This window comes from Campylobacter sp. CNRCH_2016_3089 (assembly GCF_025772505.1).
Lineage (GTDB): Bacteria > Campylobacterota > Campylobacteria > Campylobacterales > Campylobacteraceae > Campylobacter_D > Campylobacter_D lari_D.
The window spans coordinates 69,164-81,112 of record NZ_JAKMSF010000008.1 but is presented as its reverse complement, the minus strand read 5'-3'; the positions used below and the strand labels follow the sequence as shown (position 1 = coordinate 81,112).

Genomic DNA, 11,949 nt, shown 5'->3' with positions numbered 1-11,949 from the left:
TTTTATTAGTGTAAAAAGTGTCTTATGCCGCTAAAGTATAATGCAATACCATACTCATTAGCAGCTTGAATAATATCCTCATCTCTTATGCTTCCACCTGGTTCAATGATGGCTTTTACTCCTATTTTGCTAGCCTCATCTATACTATCTCTAAATGGAAAGAAAGCTTCGCTTGCTAAAACACAACCATTTAGATCAAGCCCCATTTCCTTGGCTTTATTAATAGCTGCTTTAGCTGCATCGATACGACTTGTCATACCCATACCAATGGCTACCATAGCTCCATTTTTTACATAAACTACATTGTTTGATTTAGTAAATGCAGCAATTTTCATAGCTATTTCAAGATCTTTTAATTCTTGTTCATTAGCTTTTCTTTCGCTTTTTAAAATCGCATTTTTTAATTCATCTTCTTTAACTTCATCACTATCTTGATATACAAAACCACCATCTATGTGTTTAAAATCATATTTATCATAAGCTCTAGTTAAAAATGGCGCTTTTTGTGTAAAGATTTTAATACGCTTTTTATCTTTAAAAACTTCCAAAGCATCATCGTCTACATTTGCTGCAATGATTACTTCTATATAAATTTCATTGATTTTTTGCGCTAATTCTTTATCTAAAGTTCCATTGATAGCAACAACTCCTCCATAAGCACTCAAGGTATCGCATTTAAGAGCATGGATATAGCTTTGGAGTAAGTTTTCTTTTATGGCAAATCCGCAAGCATTTGCATGTTTGACTATGGCTACTGCCGGAGCTTTATCAAAAGCACTTGCTAAATTTAAAGCCGCGTTAATATCGGTTAGATTGTTAAAACTTGCTTCACCTTTTAAGGTTGTAAAATTGTGTGTGAAAAAGTCATCAAATTCATATAAAGCACCTTTTTGATGAGGGTTTTCTCCATATCTTGTGTCAAACACTTTTTGACCTACGATAAATTTACTTGCACCAAAGCCACCATTAAAACGCTCATTCATATAGTTTGCTATGTAAGCATCATAATTTGCTGTATGCTCATAAGCTTTGATCATCAATGCTCTTCTAAAATCAAGATTTAAGGTATTATCTTTTAAAGCTTGTATGATTTTATCATAGTCTAAAATATCACAAACGACAATGACATTTTTAAAGTTTTTTGCACCACTGCGTATCATAGCAGGACCACCAATGTCGATATTTTCTACAATCTCATCAAAATCTTGGGTCAAAATTGTAGTTTTTTTGAAAGGATATAAATTCACACAAAGTAAGTCTATGCTTTCGATGTTGTAATCTTTGGCTTGTTTTTGATGATCTTCATTTTCTCTTTTGTATAAAATTCCACCATGAATTTTTGGGTGTAATGTTTTAACACGCCCTTCAAACATTTCAGGGCTTTGAGTAAATTCACTAACTTCTTGTACTTGTAAATTATTTTCTTTTAAAAGCTTATAAGTACCTCCGGTGGATAAAAGCTCATAACCTAATTTAGTAAGTTCGCTAGCAAATTCTACAACACCTTCTTTATCGCTCACACTAATTAGTGCTTTCATTAATTTTTCCTTTCTATATATTGTTTTAAAAATTCATATGATTCATTAATTTCTTGAAATTTTTTAACACCTTCTTTGATTTTTTCTTCATCGCTATTGTTTGCGTTTAAAATATCAGGGTGGTATTTTTTGGCAAGTTCTCTATAGCGTTTTTTAAGCTCTTGCAAGTTTGCATTTTCATTTAAGCCTAAAATTTCACAAGCCTTTTGTAAATTCATACCTGTATTTTGTGTTTGCATAGAGTTTAAAAGTTTTTCAAGTATATTTACATCAAGTTCAAAAGCTCTAATGATAGCTCTTAAGACATCTTTTTTGGTATTGTTAAGTTCTCCATCAATCAAAGCCATTGCTACTAAGACATTTAAAATATTAATTCTTTCTTGTTGTGGTAAAGGCACTTCTTTGATAAACTCTTTGGCTATATCAAAAGTATCATTTAAAGTGTTTTTATGTTCATTAAAACATTGTTTTAAAAAATCTCTTTCTTTTTTATCTTTAGCATTATAATCAAGAATTTGTGAGATCATGTTTGCTTCATTCTCGCTAACTCTACCATCACTTTTTGCTATTTTTGCTAAAAGCGCTATAACATAATAGTTTAATCTCCTTTTAAAGCCATCAATCCTTTCTTCATGATAGCCTTGTTTAAAGCCTTGAGAGAAGCTTTTAGCTCCTTTTTTGAAAGAGCCTAAAAGATCATCTTTGCCCCAAGTTTTGTAATACCAATAAAATGCAAGAATTGCTAATACCAATAAAACAAAAAGCATTTCTATCCTAAATATTCTTTAAATTTATCAAAATAAATTTTTTGTAGTTTTACTAAAGATATCTTAATATCATCTAAAACGAAATCTTTTTCATTTAAAATTCCAAGTTTTGCAAAATTAATTTTCATTTTGTTTGCAAATTCAATAAAATTTTCTTCATTTTTAACACCAATTACAACTCTAGTTGGACTTTCTTCAAAAATAAAACTTCTGTTTTCAAAATTTGTTTTTACATTTATACCTAAATTCGCCTTTGCGCTCATTTTGGCTAAAGTCATAGCAAGACCACCTATGCCTATGCTATTAGCACAATCAAGTAATTTTGCTTCGTTTGCTTTTAGTAAGAAATCCCATAGTTTTAATTCTGCTTTAAAATCTATATCTTCAAGCTCTCCTGCGACTTTTTGATCTAGTACTTTAGCAATCAAAGATCCACCAAAACTACCTTTACTTTCTCCTATTAAATAAATAGCTTGCGTTTCTTTACTAAAGTATGATTTTAAAACATTTTCTGCTTTTTCGTGAATACCAACGCAAGCTATGGTTGGACTTGGAAAAATACTTACTCCATCGGTTTCATTATATAAAGAAACATTTCCGCTTACCACAGGGGTATTGAGTTCTTTACAAGCTAGTTTAATACCTTCACAACCTTGAGCAAATTGCCACATTACTTCAGGGTTTTGTGGGTTGCCATAGTTTAAACAATCACTAATTGCCAAAGGTCTAGCTCCCGAGCATGCTATTTTTCTTCCTGCGCTTGCAACGGCTGCTGCTGCACCGATTTTTGGATTTACATAGTTTAATCTTGAGTTGCACTCAATGGCCATAGAAAGCAAGCAATTATTTTCTTTAATTCTAATACTATTTGCACCTAAAGCCCCATCGCTTTTTAAAGTGTTAGTTTGTACGCTTGAGTCAAACTGCTCATAAATATAAGCTTTATTGCTGATATTTTCATTTGCAAGAAGTTTTTCAAAGGCTTCTTGAGTGGGAATGCTAAGTTTAAATTGATAGTTTTTTATTTCATCTAAGTATTTTGGCTTAGCCACAGGTCTATCAAGTATAGGTGCTTTTTCGCTTAGTGGTTCAATAGGGATTAGACCAACTAATTCATCATGCCAAAATAATTCCATTTTGCCAGTATCTGTAACTTCGCCTATAATGGCTGCATCAAGCCCCCACTTATTAAAAATCTCAATAACTTTTTCTTCATAGCCTTTTTTAGCACAAATTAGCATTCTTTCTTGAGATTCACTTAGCATTAACTCATAAGGAGTCATACCTTCTTCTCTCATAGGAGTTTTATCAAGGTAAAGTTTCATCCCGCTACCACTGCGTCCCGCCATTTCAAAAGAGCTTGAAGTAAGTCCTGCTGCACCCATATCTTGAATTCCAACTATATAATCAGTTTTGAAAAGTTCCAAACAAGCTTCCATTAATAATTTTTCAGCAAATGGATCACCAATTTGAACAGTTGGTCTTAAGCTTTTGCTAGATTCATTAAAACTATCGCTTGCCATTACAGCTCCACCAAGTCCATCACGACCAGTTTTTGAGCCTACATAAATTACAGGATTTCCTATACCTTCAGCCTTTGCATAAAAAATATCTTCGATTTTGCAAGTTCCAAGTGCAAAAGCATTAACTAAGATATTTCCATTAAAGCACTCATCAAAAGCACATTCTCCACCTATAGTAGGAACACCCATACAATTACCATAGTGTGAAATTCCACTTACTACACCCTTAACTAAATATTTTTGATGTTTGCCTATTTTTTCATCATGGATATTACCAAATTTTAAAGAATTCATACCTGCAACAACTCTAGCACCCATGGTAAAAACATCGCGTAAAATTCCACCCACACCAGTAGCTGCACCTGCAAATGGCTCTATAAAACTTGGGTGATTATGACTTTCTACTTTAAATACAGCAGCCATTCCTTTGCCTATATCTATTACTCCAGCATTTTCACCAGGACCTTGGATTACCCAAGGAGCTTTAGTTGGAAAGCCATTAAGGTATTTTTTACTTGATTTATATGAGCAATGTTCACTCCACATTGCAGAAATCACTCCAAGTTCTAATAAATTAGGTTCTCTACCTAGTATATTTAAAATTTCTTGATATTCCTCATCGCTAATTTTGTGTTGTTTTATAACTTCTTTATCCATAATTATCTCCTTTTTATTTTCCTAAACAAAAATTACTAAACATTGCATCTAAAATTTCATCTCTTTCAAAATTTTTGGTAAATTGAGCTATTTCTCCTATGGCTAAATTTAATTCAAAAGCAAAAAGCTCTAAAGAACTTTCCTTTAATAAATCTCTTGCACGCAAAATAGCTTCACTAGCATTTTTACAAGCATTGAGTATTAAGGTATTGCTAATTAGCATTCCATCGCCATCTAAAGTATTTAAGTATTCATTTAAACTTTCCTTAATGGCTTGAGTGTTTTTTTGGGCGCAAATGCGTATACAAGAAGTGCTAATTTCATGTTTAAATTTGGTAGCCAAATCGCTTTTATTTAAAACATAAATGATTTTTTTATCACAATCTTTTAAAGCTTGTAAAATATGTTTATCTTCTTCTTCAAATTCTTTAGATCCGTCAAAAACAGCTATAATAATATCTGCTTCTTTAATGCTTTCATAACTTAAGTTGACTCCGATTTTTTCTATCTCATCATCTGCGTTTCTTATACCTGCTGTGTCGATGATTTTAATTAAATGTGAGCCTATTTTTAAACTTTCCTCGATACGATCTCTTGTGGTGCCTGCAATATTAGATACAATAGCTCTATCAAATGCTAAAAGCGAATTTAACAATGAACTTTTTCCGGCATTTGGCTTGCCGATAATAGCAACTTTAAAGCCATTTATAAGACCTTTTTTACTTAAGGAAATATCTACTATATCGCTTAAAAGTTTTGAATTTTTTTCACACATAGCAATGATTTGATCAAGTAGATCTTGCGGTAAATCATCATCTGCATAGTCAATGCTAGTTTCTACAAAAGCAAGAGTTTGAACAAGGTCTATTCGAATGGTGTTTAAAAATTTACTTAAATCACCTTTAATATTTTTTGCTATGATATTTGCAGCACTTGTTGATTTTGACATGATAGCATCTTGTATGCTTAAAGCTTTTAAAAGATCCATTTTGCCATTTAAGCAAGCTCTTTTGCTAAATTCTCCAGGATTGGCAAGGCGCGCGCCTGCTAAAACAAGCTCATCGAGTAAAATTTCACTCAAAGAAAAACCGCCATGAAGTTGAAATTCCACAATATCTTCTCCTGTAAAAGAGTAGGGTGCTTTAAAATAAATTACTAAGGCCTCGTCTAAAAAGTCACTATTGTTTTTATAAAGTTTGCATAAGTGCGCATAGCGTGGTGTGAGTTCTTTTTTGTGGGTAATTTTTAATGCAAGTTCTAAAGCTTTTTTTCCACTTACTCTAATGATGCTTATAGAGCCCACTCCGTGAGCTGTAGCAATAGCAGCTATCGTGTCATTCATTCATTTTTCTTCAAAAAATCATTCACAACGATATATCTTTGATCGTCATTTTGTTTGATAGCTACATACTTATCAGGAAAGCGTTCTCTTAATTTTTCTAAAGCAAGTTTTAGCCAAATTCCATCTAGTGGTTTTGTTTGAACTCTTCCAGTGTTCTCTACTTTTTCTATGAGAATTTTTAAATAACTATCAATAGCTTGGGTTTGGTTTTCCAAAAATTGCGCTATTTCTAGTCTTGGTTGAATTTTATATTTAGCATTAAGCCAATTATAAAGTAAATATGAAAAAGCTTTATATCTGTGAGCTTCTTTGCCTATAAGTAAGGCTGCATCTTCTCCATCAAGTTTAATTAAAACACAGGTTTCATCCCAAACACTAACTTGCACAACTTTAATATCAAAATCAAAAGTTGCTAGTAAATTTTCTAGTGAAATTTTTATCTCATCTATATAAGAAACAATGTTTTTTTCTTCTGAAGACTCCTTATGGAAAGAATCAAAAATAGCATCATTTTTTACTTTATAATGTTCTTTAGGTTGAGCAATATTTTCAATTGGTTTTTGAAAATTTTCTTTATATTCTTTTTTATATTCATTTTTTTCAAAATTTTTTTGAGAATATTTGTTAAATTTCTCATTTTGATTTTTTTTAGGTTTTTCATTATGGACTTTTTGAGTTTTTTTATGTCCTTTAATACAGATTATCGCATTTTTTTTAAAAAGGCCAAAAAATCCTGCTTTAGCATGTTGAATAACTTCGTATTCTAAGTCAATCACAGAGCACTCAAGTTGTTTTGAGGCTTCTATGAGTGCAGTTTGTAAGTCTTTAGCTTCTATGTTCATGTTTAGCTATTTCCTCTTTTTTGTGGTTTTTGAAAAGCTTATTAACAATTACTTGTTGAATAAGTGAGCATATATTATTTACACACCAATACAAAGTTAAACCTGCTGGGAATGTTAAGAAAAAGAAAGTGAAAATTAATGGTAAGAATTTCATAATCTTTTCTTGCATAGGATCTTGTATAGCCATTGGTGTAATAAGTTGCTGGATAAACATAGTTAGACCCATAAATATAGGTAAAATAAACCATGGATCCATCACAGATAAATCTGTAATCCAAAAAGCCCAAGGTGCAGCTTTAAGTTCTATGGCATTTAGTAAAACTCTATAAATTGCAAAGAAAATTGGAATTTGAATGAGTATAGGTAAACATCCGCTCATTGGGTTTGCACCATGTTTTTTATAAAGTTCCATCATATGTAAATTCATTTTTTGTGGATCACCTTTGTAGCGTTCTCTAATTTCTTTCATTTTTGGTGCTAAATCTTTGAGTTTATTCATAGAAATCATTGATTTGTAAGTAAGTGGGAAAAGAATAATACGCACAATTAAAGTCATCACTACGATAGCCCAACCCCAATTACCCAAATAACCATGTAAGAAATTTAAAAATTCAAACATAGGTTTAGCTATAAAAGTAAACCAACCATATTCTACCACATCATCTAAATCTGCATGAATGCTTCTTAAAATTTCATGCTCTTTTGAACCTATATATCCGGTTGCTTTAAAATTGTTAGTTGCACTTGCAAAAACGATAGAATTTTCGTGATTATCTTTAGTAACTACTGCATTTAAAGGTTTTTCAAAATTATAAAAGAAAGCACTATAATAGCGATCTGAAGCTGCCATAAGGGTTACATTAGAAAAACTTTCATCATTTTCTACATCACCATCTTCTAACATTGTTATTTTATCATCTTTATCTAAGATTAAAACCCCATGTACTGTATAACTATCAACTGCTATATTTGGACGATAACCTGGAGTGATAAAATAAGCTGTATCTTTGCTTAGATTTACTTCTAAATCATAATTTCCATATTTGTGAAAAGTGATTTTTTTAGTTATTATTAGATCATTTAAATTTTGAGTAAGAATTAATGTTGTATTTTCATCATTTACATTGATAGTTTTTTGACTAGCTGTATATACTGTATTGAATGCCTCTTGATTTATCTTTATATCACTAAATCTTATTTCTAGCGGCAAAGGCGATAAAGAAGTATCTACTAGATTAATGCTTTTACCATTTTCATCTTTATATTTTTCATCGCTTAGATAAAATTTAGCTATTCTACCTAAAGAGTCAATATGTGCTTCAAAATGCTCACTTTTAACAACTGCTATTTCTTCTTTTTGATTAACACTAAGTTCTGTCTTTGGAGCTTGTGTATTTGTATTTGCGGTTGTAGTTTGTGGAGCTGAATTGTTTTGTTCTATATGAGTGATATTTTGCTCATTTTGTGGTGCTTTTGGGATAAAAAAATAATCATAAACTACAAAAAATAAAAATGATAATACAACGGCAATTAATATGCGTTTTTGCTGGGATAAATTTTCTGACACGGATTGTCCTTTGGAAATATAATCTTAATTAAAAAAAATTGATTATCATTGCAAGGGATATAAAAATAATTGAGTTGTTTTAAAGCATTAAAACTAGGTTTAAAACATACACCTGAGTTTAGAGTATTCTTGCGTATTTTAGGATAATCAATACCACCTTTAAAAAACGGATTGCATTTTAAAATTCTTAAAAAAACTGCACCAAATGCTTTAAAAATATTATTTTTTTTAAATTGCCATAAGGCATATTCAGAACAACTTGGATAATACCTGCAGCATTGTGGCTTAAAAGGGCTGATAAAGAGCTGGTAAAATCTAATAAGTTTTAAACAAGCTATTTTATACATCCTATTTTTTTCAAACCCCATTTCAAGTTTTTTTCTAATTTTAAAAAAGGAATTTCAGTAATACTTGTCTTAGCTACAAGTATGTATTTCCCGTTTTCGACTTGATTTTTAACCTGAAAAAAAGCTGATCTTAAGAGCCTTTTGGCTCTATTTCTAACGACAGCTTTTCCAACTTTTTTACTAGCAACAACAGCAAATTTTTTTTCTTTACTTAAAGTATAAAAGATGATTACACCTTCACAGTGCCACTTTTTACCTTCTTTATAAATTGTTGCAAACTCTCCTAAGTCGTTAATACTTAGAAAATCTTTTATACCGCTAATCTTTTTCTACCTTTAGCGCGTCTAGCATTGATCACCTTACGACCATTTTTGCTTTTCATACGCACGCGGAAGCCATGAGTTCTTTTTTTAGGAGTTTTGTGTGGTTGATATGTTCTTTTCATATTCTTTCCTTAACTTAAAATAAAAAACAAAATAATAAGCGTGTATTTTATCAAAATCTTACTTAAATCTGCTTTTAATTAAGAGTTATTTTAAAAGTTTTTGCTAAATTTTTGTTTTATTTTTATGTATTTTAAGGAAAAATCATGAGTTTTGAAATTTGTGAGAGTAAAAAAGAAGATTTAGAAAAAATTTTAGAATTAATTAAAGAGCTTGCTATCCATGAAAATATGCTTGAAGATGTAAAATGCACAACTAAAGAACTTGAAGAATCTTTTTTTGAAAATAAATATGCTAAGGCTTTAAGTCTAAAAGTTGATGGTAAAATCATAGGTTATGCAATGTATTATTTTACTTTTTCGTCTTTTTGGGGTTTAGGTGGGTTATATCTAGAAGATATTTATATACAAGCAAAACATAGAAAAAAAGGCTATGCAAAAGCTGTTTTTAAATATTTAGCACAAATTTGTAAAGAAAAAAATCTTAAAAGATTAGAATGGGTATGTTTGAACGATAATGATTTAGGGATTGAGTTTTATACTAAATTAAATGCAAAGCATATGAATGAGTGGAGAACTTATCGTTTAGAGGGTGAAAATTTAGAAGCATTGATGTAATGAATAAGCGTAATTTGTATTATTTAAAAGCTTTTGGTTATGAATATTTTAACGAGCAAAAACAAATTAGGCATTTTAATTTAAGTTTTAAAGAATTAAACGAAAGGGTAAAAACCTGCAATCTTTGTCATTTTTCTAGACTAAGAAAGCATAGTTTAATGGAAAAAGAAGCCAAAAATGCTAAAATTTTGATTTATCAGGCCTTTATTGACAAGGAAGAGAATGAAAGTGGAAAGTTTTTTGCTTCTAAAAATAAACAAGAACTTTTGAAATTATGCAAGGAGCTTTTAAATTTAAAAGATGATGAGATATATTTTTCTTATATGTTTAAATGTTTTAGTAATTTTAAAATAGACGATCAAGCATTAAAATTATGCTTGCCGTATTTTTATAATGAGCTTGATTTTATAAAAGCAAAGATTATTTTATGTCTTGGCCAAGAAGCTTTTGCAAGTTTGGGTTTTGAGAATTTTCAAAAATATAAAGGACAATGTATGTATTATAATAATGCCTTACTTTTGCCAAGTTATGATTTGAATTTTTTGAGTAAAAATCCTAGCTTTTATGCTGAATTTATAGAAGATATTAAAAAAATAAAAGGTTATTTATGAGAAAAAGTTTAGTTTGTTTGATGATGAGTTTTGTTTTAACTTTAAATGTCTTTGCGAAAGAGCAAAAACCATCACCTATAGAACCTAGTGAGTCTTTTTATCCTAATTTAGAATTTCAAAATTGTGATAATGATTGTTTATTTACTTTGTTAGAAACAGGACTTTATTTTAATTTTTTATCAAGATTTAATAATGATAATGCAAATGAGCTTTTAGTCAATATCTATACCAAACTTTTAAATTCTATTATAGATTTTGAAAAAAGAATTCAAAAAAATGCTAGCATAAAACTAGCTATTATTATACCTGAGCAAACGATTAAAAGTTATTCTAATACTATTATAAATTCAAGCATAGCGTATTTATTAAGACAAAGAGCGCAAATAAAAGTAAAGGTGTTTTTAATAGGCACAGAAGATGAGAGCAAGATAACTAAAGCTTTTAAACAAGCTCAAGATGAGAAATTTAATTATATTGTCGCAGGTTTTACAGATAAAGGTGTGAAAAATTTATTAAAAGAAAGCCTTGATTCTAATGTAAAAGTTTTTATTCCTACTGTACATAAAAGAAATTTTGATACGCAAAATGAAAATGTGTATTTTGGAAGTATAGACTATCAAAAACAAATCCAAAAACTTTTGGAATACTCCAATGGTAAAAATATTATTTTTTCAGATGGAACAGCCTTAGCTAATCGCTTAGATGAGAATGTTTTAAACGCAGGTAATGGTAGTGAGAAAATTTATACTATTAATAGTTCTAAATTTGATTTTAGAAGCATTTTAAATCAAAATAGAAGTTTTCAAGATTCTAGTATTATTTTAAATACTTCTTTGATTAAAACAGCACTCATAAGCTCACAAATAAGAACTTATGATATAGAGCCTTTTGTGCTATTATCAACTCAGATTAATTATAATCCTATCTTGCTAAGTTTAACGCAAATTAATGATAGAAAAAAACTTTTGCTAGCAAATTCCATTTCTAATGAGGATCAAACTCTAAGCTATCTTAATGAGCTTTTTTCGCAAAATATTAATTACAACTGGATAGCTTATGCAACTAGCGTGGGCCTTGATTATTTTTATACGCAGTTTTTAGATAAAGATTCTCAAAGAATTTTTGATGAGGGTTTAAATGATAATCAATTTGACTATAAGGTTAAAATCATTCGCTCGCAAGGCTTAGGTTTTACTCCTTTGCAAGATCAGTAAAAACCTTAGTTATAGTCTCATCTATAGGGGCTACTTTTTCATTTTTTAAAAAAGCTAGGGTAAATTCAGCTTCAAAAAGCTTGGTATTTTCTTTATAAATCTCTTGTTTTATACAAACTGAGGCTTTTTTAAGCTTTGTGATAAATGTTTTTACTTCTATAAGATCTCCAAGTTTAGCGGGTTTTAAAAAGTTACAATTTGCTTTAGTAAGTAGGAAATGTCCTGTATTTTTATCAAAAATTTTTGCATTTTTTTGAAAAAATATCTCACTTCTTGCTCTTTCGCAAAATTTTAAGTAGTTGCTATGGTATACCACTCCACCTGCATCGGTATCTTCATAATAAATTCGTATTTGCATTTTAGACCTTTTATTTTATATTGATCGGAAAATATCGCTTACAATCAACTTTTTTTATTGATAAATTTGTTGAAATTCTACTTAAAATGTCATAAGAAAAGCATAAAATATTCTTGATTTTAT

13 protein-coding genes are annotated in these 11,949 nt (G+C 29.9%); 3 read left to right on the top strand and 10 right to left on the bottom strand.

Going from position 1 to position 11,949, the window contains the following annotated elements:
• Positions 1–5 precede the first annotated feature (5 nt).
• From purH to rpmH, 9 genes are read right to left on the bottom strand one after another with little or no spacing between them, the layout of a single operon-like run.
• Complete coding sequence (purH, locus tag L8W69_RS06780; protein ID WP_263666750.1) at positions 6–1,538, bottom strand: bifunctional phosphoribosylaminoimidazolecarboxamide formyltransferase/IMP cyclohydrolase; 1,533 nt, start codon at positions 1,536–1,538, stop codon at positions 6–8.
• Positions 1,538–2,305 carry a DnaJ domain-containing protein gene (locus tag L8W69_RS06775; RefSeq protein WP_133319317.1) on the bottom strand — a complete coding sequence of 256 codons (768 nt, stop codon included), beginning with the start codon at positions 2,303–2,305 and terminating at the stop codon, positions 1,538–1,540. The genes purH and L8W69_RS06775 overlap by 1 nt, the downstream gene beginning before the upstream one ends.
• 2 nt (positions 2,306–2,307) lie before the next feature.
• Positions 2,308–4,485: a phosphoribosylformylglycinamidine synthase subunit PurL gene (gene purL, locus L8W69_RS06770; protein ID WP_263666749.1), complete on the bottom strand. Its 2,178-nt coding sequence runs from the start codon at positions 4,483–4,485 to the stop codon at positions 2,308–2,310.
• Between the two features lie 13 nt (positions 4,486–4,498).
• Positions 4,499–5,827 carry a tRNA uridine-5-carboxymethylaminomethyl(34) synthesis GTPase MnmE gene (gene mnmE / locus L8W69_RS06765; RefSeq protein WP_263666748.1) on the bottom strand — a complete coding sequence of 443 codons (1,329 nt, stop codon included), beginning with the start codon at positions 5,825–5,827 and terminating at the stop codon, positions 4,499–4,501.
• A complete protein-coding gene (locus L8W69_RS06760) occupies positions 5,824–6,669 on the bottom strand; it encodes a Jag N-terminal domain-containing protein (RefSeq protein ID WP_133319314.1) in 846 nt (281 codons plus the stop codon). Before L8W69_RS06760 ends, mnmE begins: the two co-directional genes overlap by 4 nt.
• The gene (gene yidC / locus L8W69_RS06755) at positions 6,653–8,236 is read right to left on the bottom strand and encodes a membrane protein insertase YidC (RefSeq protein ID WP_263666747.1); all 1,584 of its coding nucleotides are present in this window, start codon (positions 8,234–8,236) and stop codon (positions 6,653–6,655) included. The genes L8W69_RS06760 and yidC overlap by 17 nt, the downstream gene beginning before the upstream one ends.
• The gene (gene yidD, locus L8W69_RS06750) at positions 8,200–8,583 is read right to left on the bottom strand and encodes a membrane protein insertion efficiency factor YidD (protein WP_039664776.1); all 384 of its coding nucleotides are present in this window, start codon (positions 8,581–8,583) and stop codon (positions 8,200–8,202) included. The genes yidC and yidD overlap by 37 nt, the downstream gene beginning before the upstream one ends.
• Positions 8,571–8,897: a ribonuclease P protein component gene (rnpA, locus tag L8W69_RS06745; protein ID WP_082018444.1), complete on the bottom strand. Its 327-nt coding sequence runs from the start codon at positions 8,895–8,897 to the stop codon at positions 8,571–8,573. The genes yidD and rnpA overlap by 13 nt, the downstream gene beginning before the upstream one ends.
• A complete protein-coding gene (gene rpmH / locus L8W69_RS06740) occupies positions 8,894–9,028 on the bottom strand; it encodes a 50S ribosomal protein L34 (protein ID WP_012661270.1) in 135 nt (44 codons plus the stop codon). The genes rnpA and rpmH overlap by 4 nt, the downstream gene beginning before the upstream one ends.
• Before the next feature lie 141 nt (positions 9,029–9,169).
• Here rpmH and L8W69_RS06735 point away from each other — a divergent pair, with 141 nt between their 5' ends.
• The 3 genes from L8W69_RS06735 to L8W69_RS06725 are packed head-to-tail and all read left to right on the top strand — an operon-like array spanning position 9,170 to position 11,468.
• Positions 9,170–9,643, top strand: coding sequence for a GNAT family N-acetyltransferase (locus tag L8W69_RS06735; protein WP_263660624.1), 474 nt, complete (start codon positions 9,170–9,172; stop codon positions 9,641–9,643).
• Positions 9,643–10,254 carry a uracil-DNA glycosylase family protein gene (locus L8W69_RS06730; RefSeq protein WP_133319311.1) on the top strand — a complete coding sequence of 204 codons (612 nt, stop codon included), beginning with the start codon at positions 9,643–9,645 and terminating at the stop codon, positions 10,252–10,254. The genes L8W69_RS06735 and L8W69_RS06730 overlap by 1 nt, the downstream gene beginning before the upstream one ends.
• Positions 10,251–11,468: a hypothetical protein gene (locus L8W69_RS06725; protein ID WP_263666746.1), complete on the top strand. Its 1,218-nt coding sequence runs from the start codon at positions 10,251–10,253 to the stop codon at positions 11,466–11,468. The genes L8W69_RS06730 and L8W69_RS06725 overlap by 4 nt, the downstream gene beginning before the upstream one ends.
• Here the strand turns inward: L8W69_RS06725 and L8W69_RS06720 are convergent.
• Positions 11,446–11,826 carry a YbgC/FadM family acyl-CoA thioesterase gene (locus tag L8W69_RS06720; RefSeq protein WP_087699453.1) on the bottom strand — a complete coding sequence of 127 codons (381 nt, stop codon included), beginning with the start codon at positions 11,824–11,826 and terminating at the stop codon, positions 11,446–11,448. The genes L8W69_RS06725 and L8W69_RS06720 overlap by 23 nt on opposite strands.
• Positions 11,827–11,949 lie beyond the last annotated feature (123 nt).